Genomic DNA, 22825 nt, shown 5'->3' on the forward strand with positions numbered 1-22825 from the left:
CATCTTCATATACCTTGGATTAGTAGCCCGGATTCTGCGGAAGCAGACGGGGATTTAACAATAATTCGTTTTCGGGCAGCGGCAACAGGTTGAAATACGATTTCCAACCAGGTTTTGAAGCTGCGAGTACCTCCAGTTTACCCGTTCGTTTAAGATCAAAGTAGCGATGCCCGAACTCACAAAACAATTCCCGGCGGCGCTCTTGCAACACCACAGCAGTCATTGCATTTATATCCGTTGCAACAGCAGGGGGCAAAGCGCAACGCTCACGAACTGCATTCAGGTAGTCTTCAAAATCGGTAGTGTTACCCAGATGCGCCGAAGCTTCTGCCATGATCAGGTACATTTCTTCGATACGCAACACCACGGAATATTCCTGTGATGCCGATGTAGCACTTCTTTGTCGGTATTTATAGGCGCAGTAGTTTTCCGGATTACCGTTTACCTTGTTCAACCAATTTGCAGCTCTGAGATCACCTGTTTCAAAAGAATTTACCAGTTCCATTGACAGCCTTGACTGTGGAGCCGGTATCACCGTAAAAATATATTCGGTACCTTCCAAGGTATTTCTACCGGGATTATCTGGTTTAAACTGCCAGATGGCACTTTTACTGTCTTTTAAAAACACTTTTTCCACTGTTTCCATTTCGTAAGCAGGGTCATCCAATACTTTTTCGGCATACTGCGCCGCCAACTGCCACTGCTGTAAATACAGATACATCCTTGACAAGAACGCCTGTACCACCCGCTGATTGATACGCACCCTTTCTGCCGACGGATATTCGGGCGAAAGCAGTTCTTCTGCCTCTTTCAAATCGGCAACCGCTTTTTCCATAACCGCTACAACCGGCATCTTTTCAATGCTCTTGTTTATATTGTAATCTGTTACCGTTACATAAGGCACACTGCCAAAGGTCTGTGTTAGGTAAAAATGCAGTATACCGCGTATTGCCAGTGCTTCGCCACGAAGCTGACTGTTTACTTCGGCAGATACACCAGAGCTTTCCTGCAACCCTTCCAACACACTGTTGGCGCCGTAAAGCTGTTTGTAGGTATGGTTCCACACATCCCTGATTCCGTTATTTCCTGCCAACACCGATCCTTCGTAGAACAGGCGGTGGTTGCTTGACTGCGGATTGACCACTTCCAATTCATCTGTTAAGCAACCCAGGTAGTAACCCATTCCGAAACGGTTGCCCGCGAAGAAGCCATTGGCACGCATCTGGGTGTAGATGTGTGTTACTGCAGAAACCGCCATGCGGTCGTCGTTAAACACCTTTGGCGAACCGATCTGTTCTTTAGGCTCACCCACTTCCAGGTAGTCTTCGCAGCCTGTGAAAAGCAGTGCCGCACAAAGAAAACCAAATATAATTGTTCGTTTTTTCATGATTGTAGCTGTTAAAGTTAGAAGTTAAGAGAAGCGCCTACCGCTATGGTGCGTAAGGCAGGCAGGTAGCCTGTAGCAGTTTCCGGATCGCTGCCCCAGAATTTCGTAAGCGTAAACAGGTTGTAACCCTGCAGGTACACCAGCTGTGTTCCTTTGAACCAGTGTTGCGGAAGCCTGTACTGCAGCTGAACCGATTTTAAACGGATGAACGATCCATCGGAAATACTGAGGTTGCTGTTTCTGAGGTAGTCTGTTGCCTGCAGTGCCGGACGGTTTGCCCCGGTTGTAGGCATCTGGTATACCCCACCCGGATTTTCGGGCTGAAAATAATCAGCATAGCGCGTATGGCTGTTGTTCATAGATCCGAACAATCCTGCATTATAGTCGGGATTACGCACCGTTTGCTTAACAAACTGTACCAGAAAGCCTAATGAAAAGTTTTTATAGTTTAACTGGTTTGCGATACCCATGTGGTATTTCTGCCCAAGGTTCATAATCATAGAGCGGTCGTCACTTGTTATTACACCATCGCCATTGCGGTCTTCCACCTGATAAAGACCCGTTTCAGGATCAACACCCGTTATATGGTATACCTTCTGTATAAATACCGGATAGCCTACCGTATATTGCAATGCATAAGTAGATTCTTCCAAATTAGGGAAATCCAACAACTTGTTTTTAGGAAGCGATAGGTTTATATCGGTACTCCATTTAAAATTTTCCTTTACCACATTCAAAGACCTCAGGGTAACTTCCCAGCCCGAGTTTTCCACCAAGGCACCCAGATTTGCCTGTACGCTGCTAAAGCCTGTTGTTCCCGGCAACGGAATACCCACCAGCTGATTAGACGAGCGGTTGCGATACCATGCCACTGACGGTGCCAGCCTGCCGTTGAAAAATTCCAGTTCTACTGCTGCTTCCAGTTTTTTGTTGCTCTCCCAGCTGAAATCGGGATTGTACAGCCTTGCAGGCTCCAACCCCACATTACCGTCGTACTGGTTATGGCTTATCCTATAGGCATTCAAGTATTGGTAATCTCCTATCAAATCACTTCCCGTAATACCGTAGCTGGCACGCAGTTTTCCGAAGCTTAGCCAGGAACTGTTTTCCAATGCCCCTTCCCTACTGAACAGCCATGCAGCACCTACCGCACCAAAATTGGCAAACCGGTTGTTGGGACCGAAACGGCTTGAACCGTCACGACGGCCGGTAAGGTTTACAATATACCTGTCCAAATACTTATAGTTAAGCCTTCCGTATAATGCTATGTATTTATACAGCGTCTCGGAATCGGTCAATATGTTTTTATTCACCGCATTTGCCAGATTCATGATGAGGTCGTTTGACGAAAAATTACCACCCTGCACACTGAACGCCTGCTGTTCCCTTGTTTCAAGGGTAGCACCGGCAACCAAGTTCCACGCATTATTGCCCTGCTCTACATTCCATACCACTTTAGGTTCCACAATAAAGCTGCTTCGTTTGAGTGAAGATTTCGTCATGGCAGATTCCCTGCTGGTATAGTTGTATGCCGGACTGTAAACGGTATGCGGTACCGTAACAATTTCTTCGGTAGAAGCATCGCTAAAACCGGTAGAAACACCGATCTGCAGGTTTTGTAAAAGGTTGTACGACAGATTTACATTCGCCGTATAATCGGCTGTTTTTGAGAAATATTTAGAATTGAGTTTTGCTGCCGGATTTTCAAAGGTGTTGTTCTCCCAGTTCAGGTTGCCCTGTGCATCATACAATGCAGGTGCATTCGGCGCCAGAAAAATAGAGTTTGTAAGATCATTGGCCATGAGCCTGTTGTTCTGGTTGCTTTTCTGTACGCTTACCTGCAAACCGAAACGGTCGTTTGCAGACCTGTGGTTCACATTCAGTAAAAAATTGGTGCGTTTATAACCAAAGTCGCCCATGTACACGGTACCGTCGGTGCGGTGTCCTGCACTTAAAAGATAAGATGTGCGCCCCGAACCGCCTCCCACAGAAAACTGGGTGTTGTGCGATACCGCCTTGCCCCCTATGAACTCGCGCTGCCAATCGGTATATCGGTTTTGATCCCATGTTCCGTTTATATCATACGCATTTGCAGGATATTCTGTAATGCCGTCGTTTGCGAAAGCATCCCTACGGACTTTTAAATACTGATGCGTATCCATTAGATCCATGAATTTTGAAACGGTACTTACGGAAGTGGTGGATTGAACGGAGAATGTTGTTTTATCTGTACTGCCTTTTTTTGTGGTAATAAGCACTACCCCGTTTGAACCACGGGAACCGTAAATAGCGGTCGCGTCGGCATCCTTCAAAACCTCGATACTTTCAATATCGTTGGGGTTGATGCTGTTCAGCGGGCTTGTATTCCCAGAAGGAAACAGCATAGCGGTAAGGTTCATATCCGAAGCGGACTGTGACGGAAATGGAACACCATCAACGATATACAGGGGCGCATTTCCCTCGGTACGTAAACTGTTGCGCCCCCTGATCTGTATATCGAAGCCGCCGCCGGGGGTACCGCTGCTCTGCGTAATGTTCACCCCTGCCATACGTCCCTGCATTGCGGCCAGCGGGTTGGCAACTGGTTGCTGACCAATTTCCTTCGAGGTGATCTTTGAAATGCTTCCGGTTCGTTCTTTGTCTTTAACGCTGTAATAACCTGCATTAATCACCAGTTCTTCCAACGTATCATCGTCTGGTGTAAGGGTAACGTTGAGTATACTGCCGGAGGCTTTTACGGTCTGGGTTTTGTAGCCGATGTATTCGAATACGATGACTGCATTTGGTGAGATACTTAAGGTGTAGAAGCCCTGTTCATTGGTTTGGGTACCATTAGCGGTGTTTTGCTGCCACACGGTTACGCCTTCTATTGGTGTACCGTCGGCAGTTTTTACCACGCCGCTTAGAATTGTTTCTTGCGCGTGTAATTTGTTGCTGCTAAAAAAGAGTAATATGAGCAACACCCACATTAGGGGTACAGCAAGTGCTGCAAAAGTAATTTTTTTCATACCTTTGGGTTGTTAATTTATTTACGTTAATTAATACTATCTCCCTGATCCGGTTGCCAAACTTAGTTTCAGGGGGATTTTTTTTTAACCTGCGAGGTTTTGAAAACCTTGTAGGTTTATGTTTTGATTTTAGTTTTTAATCATACTTCTGTTTTTTTATTATATAAGATTGTTAGACTATTTGAGAAATTAATCTCATTTAGTCATAATATGAACATTTCGGTTTTGTTCTTCTTTTGTGACCAAAAGAAGCAAAAGTCTTTTCTTTTTTATCTTGCCGTATCATTAAAACGGTCAATTTTAATTTTGAATTCTAAAGAATCGAATCGTCACTTCGTTCCCCAATTCTTTTACGCATTCTTCAATTAATTGACGCTCGTTTTACTGCTAATGGCGCTATACTTCTCCTAAGTAGTCTATTCATTTTTAATCAAAATCCTGATGTTCAATAATTCCAGATTTTAAAAACGACATTATTTTTTCAGCGAGTGTCAACTCTTTGAAGAAAAGGAATAAATCAAATACGACCGTAGGGAGCGATTATTTGATTTCCTTTTCAAGAAGTTTGTTGACCGTTGAAAAAATAGAGTCTTGATCTTTTGTAACTTTTACATCAAGGTAAAAGTTAAAGAAAAGTCTTACTAATCCAGATTATTCTACTAATCACTATTTTAATCAAAGAACAAATTTTTTTTTGCAGAGCGGCGGCACATAACTTCCTCCGGGTTTTAACTACTTATAAATCAACTAAACTAACCTTGTTAATATAAATCACTACTTTACTCTGGTTGGAAGTCGTTATGTGCTTTGCTCTGACCTTGGCAAACTACTTTTTTGTATTATGATTCGGTTTTAGTTGCAAGGTTTTATTTTAAGGTGGCAGCTTTCTGCTATCACTTTTAATTTTGATTTTATTCATAATTCGTTTTTTAAAATTTTACCTCGCGCGCGCGCGCGCGTTTTTCGAAAATTCTCTTCTCGTGATAAGTGAGCCACGCCAAGATTTATTTTTTTCCTGTAATATTGATTAGAGCGTAAGATCTTTTTCGATTCTAAATCTCCATTGTAATGCTCTTATTGCGGTCAAGCTTTTAGCGGTCAAAATCTTATTGTTGAACAATTCGGGTTCATGCTGTGTTTTCATTAATTCGAGATCAGGTTTATATAACTTGATTGTACTTGAGCATTCTATGTTAAAGCTGTATGGCACATAAATTGTCTATAATACAGTGAAACAGCTTTTTATAAACCGTATTAAATCTATCTTTATGAAAAACCTATTCTCTATTTTATGCTTTGTGCTGCTGGTTTCGTGTTCCAGCGACAACGGTTCGGACATTAATACTTCTCCTAACAGCTATCCGCCTGATTTAACGGGTACCATCTATTATAAATGGGCTACAGAGGGAATTCTTAAAGTAACTTTTCCATCGGCTACGGGCGGTTCGTTTATTGGTGATGATTCCAAACTGAACAGCTTTGATGTATCGCGAGACGGCAAATACCGCCTGACCGCTACTAACGCAAGTACTCTGGGAAACTACGTTGTTAAGTTTACACTGAGCAACATGGATAACGGATCTATCGTTAACGAGTTCAACTATACCAGTCCGGCGGGAAACAGCTACTGTAAGGGTCAACTTTCTCCGGACAACAGTCTGATCCTTGTGGAATCGAACGATGAGGAAGACGGCATTACCCTACTTAAAACAGACGGTGAGCTTTTGGTACGTTTGGACGGACTGAACAACACGCCTTTCAGCATGGATGATATGGCGATGTGGCTGCCTGGCAACGAACTGCTTGTTACACACGGTAACAATATCATCCGTATACCGCCTCCGTACACTTCGGGCACCCTTATCAAGGAAATGAACTACGCAGACTGGGGGCACCTTGCGGTGAACCATCAGGGTACGCAACTGGCTGTACGCATTGACAACCATATTTACACAATGGGTATTGACGGCAACAATATGAGGCAGGTTACCACAAGCAACTTTAAAGAAAGCAGACCTGTTTTTTCACCTGACAGTAAATATCTGATGGTTGGAAGCAATTACCGCCAGAGTTCCATTATGGGGTATTCATGGGATATGAAAATTATCCCGAATGACGGTAAGGAATACAACGTGGGTCCTGTGGAAACAAATTCTCCGGGTGTTCTTCCGATATTGTGGAAGGGTGATGATAAGATTGTTACCGGCAGTGGTGACGTTGTTTGGAAATAATGTTCTTGGTGTGGTTTTATGATGAGTCTTTTGACTTTTAGAATGAGCCACGCCAGGATTTCAGATTATTGTTACTGATACCTGTTACTGTATTGTTTCCTTTTTTATTTTAAAATTCAAAGAACGTATTGTTAGTAATTTTTTTTATTCAATAATTAAATAATATTCCTTTTGGTCTTAATGATTAAACACTGTTTTTGATTTGTTGTTTTAAAATGTAAACAAGCCAACCTGTTAATCTGTCGTTTTTAAAATAGCCATAACATAAAGCCCACGCCAAGATTTGATTTTTAGTGTTCGTAATTGATAAATCTATTTCAGTCAAAAATCGAATAGTGAAGTCCCTTCTGTCATGCTGCACTTGATGCAGCATCGCATCCGAATGTACGTCCAGTTTGTCATCTTGTACGGCATGAAATGGAGTGAAAGATCTTTTTCGATAATCCTCATTCTAATTCCTTTTCTTTTGTCGCGCAAAAGAAACAAAACGCCTCGGCTCCACTGCTCGTGGTCAGTATACGTTTTGACAACTAAATCAAAAAAACTCGAACAAGTTCTCAAACAGCTTTTGATTTTACGTTGTCTGCAACTTACTGACGCTCACTCCGCCGTGAATGCCAGTTTTTAAATACTCCTGAGTAGTCTGTTGCGTTTTCAATCAAAATCCTATTGTTTAACAAATCCAGATTTAAAAGCGACATTATTTTTTCAGCGAGTGTCAAATAGGCGAAATTTCCGTGAAAAGAAATGCTGTTTATTCGAGCATATCTATTTTGCTCTTGTTCTCATGAATGCTGCACTTACGTTTGCATTTGAGACGCAGCGAGTTTATTTCTTTTAGGAAATAAGACTTAATTTGACCGTTGAAAAAATAGAGTCTTGATTTTTTGGTTCGTTTTTGCATCAAGGCAAAATGAACAAGATCATTAATCAAAAAACAAATTTTATCTATGGTATAAAAAGCATTTTTGCAAACGGCGTTTTTACCGTTTGTTTTTAATTTGCTATATTTAACTGTTTTTACATCTTAAAACACCAATTTTTCCTTTTTTGAATTTTCTGTTTTTTTGGACTAAATTGAAAAATTTAGAATAATCTTCTGTTTTCGAATATTTTTTCCGAAAATGTGTTTCATGCACTATCCATGCTTTATCCATACAGTATCTACCTAGTATCCTCCCACCTGCTATTTCCGAAAATTTTTCGGTTTGGCTTTTTGGCGAAATTGTTCATAATTGACCTCTTTTTTCTAGTACTTTTTAGACAAAAAGTACCAAAAGTCTTTTTTTGCGGTCAAGCTTTTAACGGTCAAAATTTGGTTTGTTGTCTAGCCCATCGGAACGTTCGCTTTGCGACCCGATATGCTTAACGACAACTTCACCCTTTTGACACTCGCCAAAACCTTAATACCGCTTGTTTATAGAGCATCTATGTTATTGAATCAAAATTTTTGATTTAACGACATTAATTGCATAGGCGCATTCGTTTTTTACACCAGACTTTATCTTACAGCTTGGAGGCTGTGAACTTTGCGGTTTGATGTACCAATACGCAAAACGAGGTTTGAAATTTTAGTTTAAAGGTTAAACGACCACAAAAAATAACATTGTTTAAATATTAGTGCGTGTACTTGGCACTATAACCATCGGCGGTTGAGTAAAAAGCATAAAAAAAGCCGTGGTACTCAACATTATCCGACTTGAGGTACTGGTATACCGTGCAACAGATAAGTGAGCCCACGACCTAGGACGTGTGAGCTTATCTACTTATCATCTCGTTGCTTTTAAATTACCAGTTTTCAAGTCGAGAATCAAAGCAATAGCTTTAATATCTTCTATTTAAAGTATTGCAAAATTACATTTTATCATGTAATTCAGAACAAACATACAAAATTATTTTCAATTGGAGTCTTTCGACTCCAAAAAAATATTAAAAAATATGCTATTTTGAGAAAACATAACTCATGAATAGCAAAAAATTAAATACTAAAGTTGAAAATAAAGACCTATTTCTCCATTCTAATAAACTAATTTGTAATTTTATTTCTCAAAAATTTATATACAAATACACTACTGAAGAAGAAAATAAAAAAGTTTCTCTCAGAAAGTATGAAGACAAAACAGGAATAACACACACAACTTTACAAAAATTAGTAAGTGAAAATGGATACAATATACCAACTGCTGTAATTTTTGTTATCTTACATTACGAAAACGTTGCTTTATCAACTTTTTTCAAGGAGTTTGAACAATTCTGTAAAACACAATATCCTTTAGACGAATTATTATCAAAATAAATTGAACAACTAAAATATTTCACAGTATATTAAAAATTAAAAAACACTTATAAAAGTTCACTTAAAATTAGTTAATTGAATTTATTTTAAATGCCTATAAAACGTAGTTGTTCTAATTATTAATTAACACTTTTTATTATATTTACATTTCATAATTATTTTGAAATTAATGGCAAAAACCGACAATTCCACTTTTGAACAAAAACTCTTTAAATCAGCCGATAAACTAAGAAAAAATATTGATGCAGCCGAGTACAAGCACGTTGTATTAGGCTTAATATTCTTAAAATACATTTCAGAATCCTTCGCAGAAAAATACGACGAACTAAAAGCAGACGAATATTCAGACCCGGAAGACCACGACGAATACTTAGCAGCTAATATTTTCTTCGTTCCCAAAGAAGCACGCTGGAGTCATATTCACGCCAACGCCAAACTTTCATCAATAGGTCAGACTATAGACCAGGCAATGGAAGCAATTGAAAGTGAAAACAAAGAACTAAAAAATGTATTGCCGCAGGTTTACGGTAAAGCCAATTTGGATAAAACCGCTTTAGGCGAATTAATTGATTTAATTTCCAATACCGACCTTCAAGCAGAACATCACAATTCCAAAGACCTTTTCGGTCGTGTGTACGAATACTTTTTAGGAGAATTCGCCAATGCCGAAGGTAAAAAGGGAGGACAGTTCTACACCCCAAAAGCCATTGTAAAACTAATGGTGGAAATGATAGAACCCTACAAAGGCCGTGTCTATGACCCTGCTTGTGGTTCGGGCGGTATGTTTGTGATGAGCGAAAAATTCGTAGTAGAACACCAGGGACGTATTAACGACATTACAGTGTACGGACAAGAAAGCAACCAAACCACTTGGAAATTATCCAAAATGAACTTGGCTATTCGCAATATCAACTCCAAGTTTGTAGCTTGGAACAGCGAAGGTTCTTTCTTAAAAGATGCACATCCCGATTTAAAAGCAGACTATATCCTAGCAAATCCACCATTCAACCAGTCCGAATGGGGAATTGATATACTACAAGAAGACGCCCGTTGGAAACACGGAGTTCCGCCCAACGGTAACGCCAACTACGGTTGGTTACAACATATGTTATACCATTTATCGCCTCGTGGGGTAATGGCTACCGTTTTGAGTAATGGTTCGTTGAGCTCCAATACTTCTGGCGAAGGCGACATCCGTAAAAACATGGTCTTGGCCGATTTAGTCGAATGCATCGTAGCTTTGCCGAAACAGTTATTCTACAATACCGGTATTCCTGCTTGTATCTGGATTATGCGCCGTGACAAAAACCACCATAACAAAGAAGTATTATTTATTGATGCCTCTGAAATGGGCTACATGAAAGACCGTGTACACCGTGAGCTGTCTGATTCAGATTTAGAAAACAAAGTTGGTAATTTTCACGAAAATGGTTTAGGTGATGTTCAAAAAATAGCTAAAACTTATCACGATTGGCGTGCCGTCACATCGAGTGATAATGCGTTAGCAGCATCGTATCAAGATGTAAAAGGCTACTGTAAAAGTGCCACCCTTACAGAAATCGAAAAACACGATTTTGTATTGACTCCTGGTCGTTACGTAGGCATTGCAGATGTGGAAGACGACGGCATCCCTTTTGAAGAAAAAATGCAGTCTTTAACCACGACCTTAAAACAGCAAATGGATAAGGAAGTTGCATTAAATGATGAAATCGCTACACAATTGGTTAAAATTGGTTTTACGTTATGAGTGAAGGAGTAAATATTCCAAATGGCTGGGTAGAAACTACATTAGGTAAATCAATTAATCTAATTGGAGGTGGCACTCCCAATACTAAAATTGAAGAATATTGGAATGGTGAAATTCCTTGGCTATCGGTAGTTGATTTTAATAATGATAATCGTTGGGTAAGTTCTGCAGAAAAATCAATCACAGAATTAGGTTTAAAAAATAGTTCAACAAAGTTATTAGATGTTGGAGATATTATTATTTCAGCACGTGGTACTGTTGGTGCATTAGCTCAATTAAAAAAGTCAATGGCTTTTAACCAATCTTGTTATGGAATTAAAGAAAAATTAGATGTTACAGATAAGAATTATCTCTTTTATTTACTTAAATATTCAATTATTCAAATAAACCGAAATACATATGGAGCTGTTTTTGATACAATTACAACTAAAACATTTGATTTTATAAATGTAATAATCCCAAAAAACATTGAAGAACAAAAATCCATAGCAGCAATCCTAACCGCTTTTGATGACAAAATAGAACTTCTACAAGCCCAAAATAAAACCCTCGAAGAACTCGCACAAACTATTTTCAAAGAATGGTTTGGAAAATATTCCGTAGAGGATGAATTGCCAGAGGGTTGGAGAATTGGAAAGTTATCTGAAATTGCAAATTTAAAATCTGGTTTTGCATTTAAAGCAGAAGATTTTATTGAAGAATCAAATTTTAAAGCAATAAAAATAAAAGATTTAAAAGGAAATGGAAATATTAGTTTAAGTGATATTTCAGCAATTACAGAAGATATTACAAAATTGGGCAGAGTTCAATATTTTAAGTTAGATGAAGGAGATATTTTGTTAGCAATGTCTGGAAACACCACAGGAAAAATTGGTGTTTTACCTTCATCAGAGAATGAAATTTATTTAAACCAACGTGTTGGTAAGTTCTTTTTAAAGAATAATATTTATAAAAGTTATTTATATAATTTTTTGATGTCAAATGATTATGAGAATAAAATTTTAGCAATGGGTTATGGTAGTGCTCAGCCAAATATAAATCCTACTCAAATTGAGAATATTGATATTTGTTATCCAGATGAAAGAAAATTAAATGCTTATTTAGGTATCTCAAATCCTATTTTCGAAAAAGTTTTAAAAAACAATACCCAAATCCATACCCTCACTCAAACCCGTGATGCCTTATTACCAAAATTAATGAGTGGAGAAATACGTGTAAAAATGTAAAATTATGATGCGAAAAATTGGTTTATTTATCTTATCACTTTGGTTATTTTTTATTCTAACAATAATTATAACGATTCAGATTCCTGTCTATTTCGCAGAAGATTATGTATTTATTGGTTGGTATGAATTTTTATCAACCAACATTATTCCTATATTTTGCTTATTAGGTATTATTGGTGGTTTTGCTTCCTTTTTCGATTTTAAATATGTTTTAAAAGATGCAACAAATATGCCTTTCAGTATCAATAAAATTGAAAATATAAATTATGAGCATTTAACATTTCTTACTACCTATATTGTGCCTTTAGTCTGTTTCAATTTTGTTGAGATACGATATCAAATTGTATTAATGATAGTAATAATTGTTATTTGTGCTATATATGTTAAAACTGATTTATTTTATGCAAATCCAACATTAGCACTACTTGGATTTAAAATCTATAAAATTGATGGCAATTTTGAAGATGGTATTAGAGAAGGAATAATTCTTATTTCTAAGGATAATTTAATAAAAAATCAAAGGTGCGATTACTTAAAGTTAGACGATAGAATATATTACGCCAAAATAAAATAAAATGACAAGAAATGAATTAATTGAAGGTTTAAATAATGTTTTGAATCAGCAAGAGCAACTTTCTACTGTGGTTTTTGCAGTTATGAAGGAAACATTAATAATTAAAAAGCTTAATATTCATAATGATGAAATTAACCACATTCAAAATATGTTTATTGGTAGTATCAATGATAAAATTATTAATGTAGAAGAACAAACTATTATAAAAGTTTCTGAAGCTGATAATAGAGCAAATACAGTTTTTGAGTATGATTTAGATTTACCAGAAGGACTAAATTTTTATGATGCAGCATTGAATGACCAAGCTGAAATTTTTTCTTTTCAAAATGACGACTTGGGTGACATTGATTCGTTAATAATAAAAATAGGCACTGAAGAACACCAAATAAAATTATTTAAAAAATTATCAACGGTTGAAGTTTTTGGTCGCGGAGGTTTCTCACTTTGGCCATCAAATAATAGATTAGAGAGGTTTAATGATAAAGTTTTACGTTTAACTCCTAATTTTAATTCAGTATTAGTGGATGATACTTATGTTTTTTTAGATTTAAAATTACTAGAAAGAAGCCATGGTTTCCATGACGTAATTGTACGGGAAGCTAATAATAGTTTACTAATGGTTGAAGTTTTAGGCATTTTAGATTCTACTCAAGGAATTGTTGATTTACTTGGTAAAACAAGTTTCGCTCGAAAAGTTGTTAAAATCCGATATTCCCCAGTGTTGGTACGAAATATTCCAAATGCTCAAATTATTAATTTCACTAGGAATCATCCAGCATTAGCAAATAAAATGCGATACAGTGAAGACGGAGAACAAATTATTTTGCATACTAAAATTGCTAAAGAATTATTTATAAAAATGCTCGATGATGCTTACTTAACATCGGAGCTGACAACCCAATATTACGAAAGTACTGCCAAGGATGTTGTCGAAGCTCAAGAATTAGAAGAAGTTGTAAACGCTTAATGTATGAAAGAAAAAGTAATATTCGATACCAATACATTACGTAATACGGAGATTAATTTTTTTCTGGGTAATAGAAAAGAATTGGAGCGTTTTGCTCAAGATGCAGATATAGTAGTACCTCATGTTGTAATTGAAGAAATAAAACGTCAAAAACGAGCTGTATTAAAAGGCAAAAAAGATAGCTTTATTGGTAATCCATTTCATAATCTACTAGGCATAAATGAAGCCTATACTAAAGCTTTTGATATTGATAATTATATTGAAAATTTACAACTAGATGAAACTATTGAGTTTGACATTATTGATTTAAAAAGCAATGATGTTTTACCTATTATGAAAGAATTGGCTTTACTTAAAAAAGCACCTTTCGAAAATGCAGATAATACTGATAAAGGGTTTAAAGATGCCTTGATTTACTTCTCTGTATTAGAATACCTTCAGGAAGTTGAAAATAAATATGTCTTTGTATGTGCTAAAGATAATCTGTTAAAAGAAGCCTTTAAGAATGAGCCTAATGTAATAGTTGTTAAAGATTACGAAGAATTTAAGAAACAAAGCGTTACACAATTTATTGGAGATTATTTCATCGAAAAAGTGAATGCTGAATTAGATATAACCATCACAGCTACTGATATAAAAAATTATTGGAATAATATTTCTGATAACAAAGTCGTGTTAGTGGAAACCAATGGTGAACAATTTGTCATTGAATCTGATTCAGGTGAAATTATTAATCATTGCAATGTAGCAGAATATCAGCCTAATATTGAGAGATTAATATCTTCTCCAAATTTTGCTAAAACTCATGATTACATAGCAGATTTAAGTCCTTATATAACTTACTTTTCTGAAAATGAAATTTTAAATCTTTTAGAAAAAGCATTAGAAAACGAACAGGTAAAATGGATTCTAGGAGATTCTGATGTAAAAGAATTTTTCGGTCAATTATTTGAAGCAAAAAAAGAGCAAATTCAGGATACTGAAATAGTAACTTATTATAATAATTTTTTAAACGAAACAATTACATGGCAATAGAAGTTACAGGCAAACAAATAGCCAGCGATAAAATAACCATTAAGGATGTCTTCGGAGAAGACATGTGGTTTACCATTCCCGACTATCAAAGACCTTACGTTTGGGGTGAAGACCAAATCAGTACTTTACTAGACGATGTGTCTCACGCGGCTGTAAATACTCCCGAAAGTCAGTATTTTTTAGGTTCTTTGGTTTTACATTGTGAATCAAAAACACTAAAAGGAACTTCCTATACCGAGAATAGTGTTTTAGATGGCCAACAACGATTAACAACGCTTTATATTCTTCAAGCTGTATTACGTGACATTACTATTTCTGAGACACGAAAAGCTACTTGTGCCAAAGCTATCTTTCAACAAGGTAATCCTGATGATGGGATTCCTGAACGTTTACGAATTGAATTTGCCATTCGAGAAGAAGTAGAAGAATTCATCAATCGATTTATAAAGGAAAAAGGTGGTACCTTAAAAACAGAAGAAATACAACAAATTGCAAATAATTCGAAAGAGGTTTCCATTAGAAATATGGCAAATGCCATTTTAATAATCAATAAATGGTTTTCGAATGAGGATAACTTAGATATTGATACATTTTTTCCTTATCTAAGGCAGTATGTAATCCTAGTATATGTGGCTAGTAGTGAATTAGAAGATGCTTTCCGTTTGTTTACAGTACTAAATGATAGGGGGATTAAACTTCGTAATAGTGATATTCTTAAAGCACAGAATCTAAAAGAAGTAAGTACCCAGGAAAAGCAAACCAAATATGCCAAATTCTGGGAAGAACTTGAAGGTGAATTAGGTGAAGATTTTGACTTATTCCTCTCATACATCAGAACTATTTTGGTGAAAGAAAAAGCACGCCACAATTTACTTAAAGAATTTGAAGACAATATTTATAATCCTACCAAATTTAATTACAGTACTAAAAAACAGGAAATTGCGACGCCTCTTTTGAAAAAAGGTGATGAAACTTTTGATTTAATAAAAGCGTATAAAGTGCACTACGATGCCATTTTTAGTGGAAATAATCATCACATCACTAACAATTGGGCTTTTGATAATTTGATAAGCATTTTAAATGATACGGCTTTGTCTGATATTTGGATTCCACCTTTGTTAGTATACAGACACAAATTTGGCGAAGAAAAAATATTCGACTTCTTAAAAGCTTTAGATAATAAGTTTTCAGGCGATTGGATTGGTCGCGAAACACCAACAACCAGAATTGAAGCGATGAATGCTATAATCAAAAAAATTGAGGAAGTAGTAAATCAAAAAGAAATTTCAAAAGAAGAGCAAATCAACGATTTACTTTCAGATATCGTCTTAAAATTTGACACGAGTTATTTCTTGTTCGACCTGGAAAGCAGTCCTATTTACGGTAGAAGATACGCACGTTATAAATTAAGAAAAATTGATTTTTTATTAGATGCACCTAATTACTCTGAAAAGAGAAATTCGTATAAAGAAATGACTGTGGAACATATTTTACCGCAAACTCCTGCAGTAGATAGTCAATGGACTAAAGATTTTACACAATCGCAACGGGAAGAATGGACGCATAAATTGGGTAATTTGGTACTGATAAGTCGTCGTAAAAATGCAGGACAAGGTCGTTTAGACTTTGAAGATAAAAAGAAAAAGTATTTTACTTCAAGCATTGAAACTTTCCCTAATTCCATTCGTATTATGCAAAAACCACAATGGACTATCCAAGAATTGGAAAAAAATCATAAAGATTTAATGACAAAAATAAAATCACATTACAATATTTGATATGATTTCAGAAAACACCATTGAACTATGTCTAATAGAACAGCTAATCAATCAAGGCTATACCTATCACTATGGTCCAGACATAGCGCCTTATTCGGATAACCCACAACGAGAGAATTTTGCTTCGGTAATCCTGGAACAGCACTGTAAAGAAGCTTTAAAAAAGCTGAATCCTAACTTGCCGGAATCCGCTCGTGTGGAAGCCTTTCAAAAAATAATTAATTTAGGAACAGAGGATATTATGGAAAACAACGAACGTTTCCATAACTACCTCGCCAATGGTGTAGAAGTAGAATATACAAAAGACGGCAATACAATCGGTGTTCCGGTTACCCTCTTAGATGCAGTCAATCCCGAAAACAATAGCTTTTGGGTGGTGAATCAATTGGTGGTCAAAGAAAACAACAACGAAAAACGCTTTGATGTTGTTATTTTCATCAACGGTTTGCCTTTGGTGTTTATCGAACTCAAAAATGCAGCAGATGAAAAAGCGACCGTTCAAAAAGCCTTTCAGCAAATCCAAAACTATAAGGTGGCTACACCTAGCATCTTTTACTACAACGCTATTTGTGTAATTTCAGATGGTATCGATGCTACAGCTTCAAGTGTGTCAGCTCCGCTATCACGTTATTTGGCTTGGAAAGCTCCAGAGACTTTGGTGCAAACTACCATTCTAGACAAGCAATTAGAAATAGCTGCCGAACCTAGCGCTTCTTACGGCATGACTGATTTGCAAGTGCTAACCCAATACATGTTTAACAAAGAAACATTGGTAAAGCTCATTCGCTATTGTACCGTTTTCGAACAGGAAGAAGTTAAGAATAAAGAAACAGGTTTAATCTCTCAAGTCAAAATTAAAAAAGTAGCCGCCTACCACCAATACTATGCGGTGCAAAAAGCGGTTAATGAAACCATTCGGGCGACCCATTCCACAGACGGCGACCGTAAAATCGGTGTAGTTTGGCACACCCAAGGAAGCGGAAAATCACTATCAATGGTGTTCTATAGCGGGCAAATCATAACGCATCCACAAATGGAAAACCCAACCTTGGTGATCCTAACCGACCGTAACGACTTAGACGACCAATTATTCGGAACTTTCGGAAATTGCATCGGACTATTACGTCAAAAACCGGTACAGGCCGAAAGCCGTGAACACATTAAAGAACTTTTAAAAGTTTCGGGTGGTGGGGTAATTTTTACCACCATTCAAAAATTCGCACCTGAAAAGGGAAATATTTACGATACCCTTTCAGAACGTACCAATATTGTAGTCGTTGCCGATGAAGCCCACCGCAGTCAATACGGTTTTTCGGGTCGCGAAGTAGAAACCAAAGAAGGTTCCGAAATTCGTTACGGTAATGCAAAATACTTGCGTGATGCTTTGCCGAATGCTTCTTATATCGGTTTTACAGGTACACCAATTGAAAAAGAAGACAAATCAACACCTGCCGTTTTCGGCGATTACATTGATGTATACGACATCAAACAAGCCGTAGATGATGGTGCGACAGTACCAATCAGTTACGAGTCGCGTCTAATCAAAATTAAATTAGACGAAGCCACTGCAGCAGGTATTGACGAAGAAATAAATGAAATAGCAGATGCTACAGAAGAGCAAATAGAAAAAGCCAAGAAAAAAGTAGCCACTATTGATGCAGTTGTAGGTCATCCCGACCGTTTAAAAGACATCGCGAAAGACATTGTCAACCACTTTGAAGCACGGCAAAAAGTATTTGAAGGAAAAGCCATGATTGTATGTATGACACGCACTATTTGTGCCAAATTATACAACGAAATCATTGCACTTAGACCCGAATGGCATCATAACGATTTAGACAAAGGAATCTTAAAGGTAATCATGACCAGTTCCTCAGATGATGCAGCTATTTTACAAGCGCATCATACCACCAAAAACCAAAGAAAAGCATTGGCAAGTCGCATGAAAGACACCAACGATGAATTAAAATTAGTAATCGTTCGTGATATGTGGTTAACCGGTTTTGATGCACCTAGCATGCATACGATGTATGTCGATAAAAAAATGCAGGGAGCCAATTTAATGCAGGCCATTGCTCGTGTAAACCGAGTGTACAAAGACAAACCGGGCGGACTAATTGTCGATTATATCGGTATAGGACAAGACCTTCGTAATGCTATGGCAACCTATTTACAAAGTGGTGGTGAAGGAACACCAATTGTCGATATTAAAGAAGCCATTGCAGGTATGCAGGAAAAAAACGAAGTCATCGACCAAATGTTCAATGGCTACGATTACAAAGCCTATTTCCAAGCCGATACAGCGCAAAAACTTCAGATTATATTAGCAGCGCAAAATTTCATCTTGGCAAATGATAAACTAAAAGAACGTTTTTTAAAGGAAATTACAATACTCTCTAAATTGTTCGCCATGTCCATTCCGAGTAAGGAAGCCGACATCATAAAAGATGAGGTAGCCTTTTTTCAAGCCGTTAAAGCACGTATTAATAAGTTTTCAGCCAATGGTACAAAATCCGATTTTGAAGTAGAAACCGCCATCAAACAAATTGTCGATGAAGCTTTATCCAGTGATGGAGTTATCGATATTTTTCAAGCGGCGGGTATCAAAACACCTTCTGTCGGAATTCTATCAGACGAGTTTTTGTTAGAAGTCAAAAACATGCAACAAAAAAACGTAGCATTTGAATTATTGAAAAAGTTATTGAGTGATGAGGTAAAAGTGCGCAAAACCAAAAACATAGCACAAGGCAAGAAATTTTCCGAAATGTTAGAATCAGTCGTAAAACGCTACCACAACAACCAAATCGATTCGGCTCAGGTAATCAAAGAATTATCCGAGATAGCCAAAGAAATGCGCCTCGAAGACCTAAAATCTGACCAATTAGGACTTACATCCGAAGAATATGCGTTTTACAGCGTCCTTAAAGAAAACGATTCCACCTCTTTCTTAGCAGACGACAAAATGAAAGAGCTCATTCATACCATTGTGGATGTCATCCGTAAAAACGCCACTGTCGACTGGAGTAAAAGAGATGACGTCCGTGCGCAATTACGCCTAACAGTAAAGAAAATCCTAATGCGTTATGGTTACCCTCCAGACCTTGCCAAAATGGAAGCCGACCGTGTCATCGCCCAAAGCGAAAACCTAGCCGATGTGTTTTCAAAAGAAGAAATAAACTAATATCATACCAGCCAAAATGACTAATAAACCAATTGAAGAAATTAAACTTAAAACAAAGAAATATCTCGAACTAGAAAACGTAAGTTTTTTGTTTGGTGCAGGTTCTAGTTTTCACCTGGGGGCTCCCGTAATTCGTACAATACCTAAGGAATTAAAAGATAAATGTCTAACTGAAATAACAAATTATTTTGGGCAAAATGCCGATCCTTCTTTTGAAGATTTATTCAATTGTTTACAAGCAGATCGCTATTTGCAGGAAATGAAAGGTCAAGATGTTTCAGGTATTAACGATTCAATGGTGAAAATGCAAAAATGGTTATTTGAGCAATGTGATACCAACAAAACAACCATTCACAGTATTTATACATCTGATACCAAATTAGAAAAAAACAGATACCATTATCATGAAGTACTCGTTAAAAAATTATTGCAAAGACCCATACATCTAAAAAGAGCCAATCTTTTTACAACCAATTACGACATGGCGTTTGATTATGCATTGGATAATTTAGGCGTTCATTATGTAAATGGTTTTATGGGAGTGCATAACAGATGTTTCAGACCCGAGGTGTATGATTATGATTTATACTATCCAGGACAAAGTGTAGTAGGTAAAGTCCATAGAGCCGAGAAAGTCTTGAGATATTATAAAATGCACGGTTCCTTGTCATGGGTAGCAACTCCGCCGTCCGTATCGAACACCTATGGGATAAAAGAAATTCCTTTAAATGGTGACTTTACACCCGATGAAAATAACGAAATAATGATTTATCCTTGTGTAAGTAAAAAATCATTTACGCTAGATTTACCGTATTCTGAGTTATTTAGACAGTTTGCTCAGGCAATAAATCAGCCACAATCAGTTTTAATTTGTGTGGGCTATTCTTTTTATGACGAACACATCAATGATATTATTAAACAAGCGTTGTCTATCCCCTCGTTTACTTTAATCATCGCTAATTTTTCGCCTTCAATAGATCCGAATTCAGAAATTGAAAAACTACGTGCTTTAGAGGATAAGCGCATTATCATTCTAGACCAAACAGATGCTAGCCAATCAACCTTCGTCAGTTTCGTGGATAAGATAATGCCTGATTTATACGAACAGGAAGAATTGGCTTATGTTACGGAAACCTTAGAAAAGCTATATCCGTCTGATGAATCAACAAACTCAAATGCTGATACTGATGAGTAACGATAATAGACTGATAGGACGTGTATTATCGGTGGATAATTTCCGCGTTTTTATAAAAATTGAAGATGATTTAAGAGGAACCTATAAAAGCGGGGTCTTAGACATTTATGAAGTGGCACGAATTAATTCTTATTTGATAATTCCTGTAGGGGCCGACCGTGTGGTAGCTTTAATTACGCGTGTTACAATGAAAGAAGAAGTAGAATTTGGAAAATCTTCTACTTCAATTTCGTTACCTACCTCTTCAAGGTATATTTCTGCAACCATGTTAGGTACTATCGCTAGCAACAATGGTACAGAAAAATTTATTCAAGGAGTTTATAATTTTCCCACTTTAGACAATCCGGTTTGGTATGTAACCGAAAAAGATTTACGCCATATTTTTGACGATAAATTAGATGAATCTAAAATCCAATGGGACAAAGATTATTATTTACCTGTTGGTACATCTCCGGCATTTTCCAATTACAAAGTCAAAATCTCTCCCGACCAGTTTTTTGTAAAACATGCTGCAATTTTAGGTAATACAGGTTCTGGTAAATCATGTACACTAACGTCAATTCTAAGAAACCTTTTCAATTACGATTATAAGGGCAGCAAGCTTTCAAATGCCCATATCGTTATTTTTGATACTAATGGAGAATACAAAGATGCCTTCATCCCTGAAAAAGACGTATTTGATGCTTTAGATTCAGATACCCAATCTGATTTAGCATTAATCAATGCCAATTATTACGGAGGTGAAGATAAAGTTCAAGTTCCTTATTGGTTAATGAATTGGACAGATTTTCGTGCTTTATTAAATCCATCAGAAGCAACCCAAGCACCATTATTGAATTCAGCTATTGGCTTAGCAAAAAACAATGTTCAAAGTACTAGTGTTTCAGTGCTTCCAACTCATCTAAAAGCAGATATTGAAAGTATTTTAAATTGTTCTACAGACGACCTTAAAAAACGTACATGGGACGCTGGCGGTAATTGGAAATGGAAAAGTAATAATGAGATTACAAATATTGCAGAAGCCATACTTCCTTTTGATGGTACTCTAGCTGATTTGATTTCGGATTTAGGATCTGAAGCCAATTTCAATAATGCCGCACTTCAAACTCCAATAAGGGAAAATATTCAAAATAGACTAACTGAATTATTAACTCAAGTAAGTGAAATAAACATTACAAGTGCACAAAATATTGACCTTCCAATTTACTTTAATTATCAGGAGCTTTGCACCAAATTTTTAGACGCAGCCATAAAAAATGAAGGTTCTGGCAATGCACGATTAAATGAGTTTATTTCAACCTTACGTTTGCGTATGAATAGCTTCCTAAATGATAAAAGAATGGCGGTTCCACTAATGCTTAAAAATACGGAAGAAATTAATAAAGCGGTGCTACCGCAATTTTTAGCATTCCTTTTAGGAGATTATAACAAAGTTTTTTCTGCTGAAACGGATGAACATTTTATCAAACTATATAATGATTCAAATCCAGTAATAGATAAAAAAAGAAACCATCAAATAAATATTTTGGACGTTTCGCAATTGCCTTTTGAAGTATTAGAAACGGTTACCGCTTTATTAGGGCGAATCATTTTAGAATTTGTTTCTTATTTCGTTCCAACAGACAGAGGGAAATACCCAATTGTAATTGTTTTAGAAGAAGCTCAAAATTATATCGCTGAAAATAAATATTCGGTTGCTAAAACGGTATTTGAAAGAATTGCTCGTGAAGGCAGAAAATACGGTATTTCGCTAATAGTAAGTAGCCAAAGACCATCCGAATTATCTAAAACTGTTTTGTCGCAATGCAATTCATTTATTATTCATCGTTTACAAAACCCCGAAGACCAAAAATACATTCGTGGCTTAGTATCCAGTGCCAATGTTGATATTTTAGACCAATTACCCGTAATTCCGCAACAACACGCGATTATTACAGGCGACTGCGTTCGTGCTCCTATACAAGTACGCATTGATGATGTAAATCCTACTCCAAACAGCCATAACCCTAAATATATTGAAAATTGGTTACAGGATAGTACAATCCCATATAAAGATACAGTTGATAGGTGGTTAGGCCTGTAAATCATCAGCAAAAAGTAGGCTAATTTAGAACTAACTCTATAGATTTAGCCTTCCCTTCAATTGTTTTATTAAGTGACATATGGCATAAAAAAGAGCATGCGGTATTAAATATTATTC

At 36.7% G+C, this 22825-nt stretch carries 13 protein-coding genes; 11 read left to right on the forward strand and 2 right to left on the reverse strand.

Annotated elements, in window-relative coordinates:
- Nucleotides 1-19: 19 nt before the first annotated feature.
- On the reverse strand, nt 20-1387 hold the full coding sequence (locus tag F0460_RS04245) for a RagB/SusD family nutrient uptake outer membrane protein (RefSeq protein WP_150010575.1): 1368 nt from the start codon (nt 1385-1387) through the stop codon (nt 20-22).
- A 17-nt stretch (nt 1388-1404) separates the two neighbouring features.
- Nucleotides 1405-4350, reverse strand: a complete 2946-nt coding sequence (locus tag F0460_RS04250) for a SusC/RagA family TonB-linked outer membrane protein (RefSeq protein ID WP_223810757.1) — start codon at nt 4348-4350, stop codon at nt 1405-1407.
- A gap of 1313 nt (nt 4351-5663) precedes the next feature.
- Here F0460_RS04250 and F0460_RS04255 point away from each other — a divergent pair.
- The 11 genes from F0460_RS04255 (at nt 5664) to F0460_RS04305 (ending at nt 22708) form a co-directional block, all read left to right on the forward strand.
- Nucleotides 5664-6626 carry a hypothetical protein gene (locus F0460_RS04255; protein ID WP_150010579.1) on the forward strand — a complete coding sequence of 321 codons (963 nt, stop codon included), beginning with the start codon at nt 5664-5666 and terminating at the stop codon, nt 6624-6626.
- A 1963-nt stretch (nt 6627-8589) separates the two neighbouring features.
- Complete coding sequence (locus F0460_RS04260; RefSeq protein ID WP_150010581.1) at nt 8590-8922, forward strand: hypothetical protein; 333 nt, start codon at nt 8590-8592, stop codon at nt 8920-8922.
- Nucleotides 8923-9091: 169 nt separating this feature from the next.
- On the forward strand, nt 9092-10669 hold the full coding sequence (locus tag F0460_RS04265; RefSeq protein WP_150010583.1) for a type I restriction-modification system subunit M: 1578 nt from the start codon (nt 9092-9094) through the stop codon (nt 10667-10669).
- Entirely contained in the window at nt 10666-11895 is a 1230-nt protein-coding gene (locus tag F0460_RS04270) for a restriction endonuclease subunit S (protein WP_150010585.1), read from the forward strand. Before F0460_RS04265 ends, F0460_RS04270 begins: the two co-directional genes overlap by 4 nt.
- A gap of 4 nt (nt 11896-11899) precedes the next feature.
- Nucleotides 11900-12469: an anti-phage protein KwaA gene (gene kwaA, locus F0460_RS04275; protein WP_150010587.1), complete on the forward strand. Its 570-nt coding sequence runs from the start codon at nt 11900-11902 to the stop codon at nt 12467-12469.
- A gap of 1 nt (nt 12470) precedes the next feature.
- The gene (gene kwaB / locus F0460_RS04280; protein ID WP_150010589.1) at nt 12471-13436 is read left to right on the forward strand and encodes an anti-phage protein KwaB; all 966 of its coding nucleotides are present in this window, start codon (nt 12471-12473) and stop codon (nt 13434-13436) included.
- 3 nt (nt 13437-13439) lie between these two features.
- The gene (locus tag F0460_RS04285; RefSeq protein WP_150010591.1) at nt 13440-14471 is read left to right on the forward strand and encodes a PIN domain-containing protein; all 1032 of its coding nucleotides are present in this window, start codon (nt 13440-13442) and stop codon (nt 14469-14471) included.
- The gene (locus F0460_RS04290; RefSeq protein WP_150010593.1) at nt 14462-16249 is read left to right on the forward strand and encodes a DUF262 domain-containing protein; all 1788 of its coding nucleotides are present in this window, start codon (nt 14462-14464) and stop codon (nt 16247-16249) included. The genes F0460_RS04285 and F0460_RS04290 overlap by 10 nt, the downstream gene beginning before the upstream one ends.
- A gap of 1 nt (nt 16250) precedes the next feature.
- On the forward strand, nt 16251-19430 hold the full coding sequence (locus F0460_RS04295; RefSeq protein ID WP_150010595.1) for a type I restriction endonuclease subunit R: 3180 nt from the start codon (nt 16251-16253) through the stop codon (nt 19428-19430).
- Between the two features lie 16 nt (nt 19431-19446).
- Nucleotides 19447-20625 (forward strand): SIR2 family protein, encoded by a 1179-nt coding sequence (locus tag F0460_RS04300; RefSeq protein ID WP_150010597.1) that lies wholly within the window; start codon nt 19447-19449, stop codon nt 20623-20625.
- A complete protein-coding gene (locus tag F0460_RS04305) occupies nt 20606-22708 on the forward strand; it encodes an ATP-binding protein (RefSeq protein WP_223810758.1) in 2103 nt (700 codons plus the stop codon). Before F0460_RS04300 ends, F0460_RS04305 begins: the two co-directional genes overlap by 20 nt.
- Nucleotides 22709-22825 lie beyond the last annotated feature (117 nt).

The sequence above is a fragment of the Paenimyroides baculatum genome (genome assembly GCF_008629655.1).
In the GTDB taxonomy this organism is placed as follows: domain Bacteria; phylum Bacteroidota; class Bacteroidia; order Flavobacteriales; family Flavobacteriaceae; genus Flavobacterium; species Flavobacterium baculatum.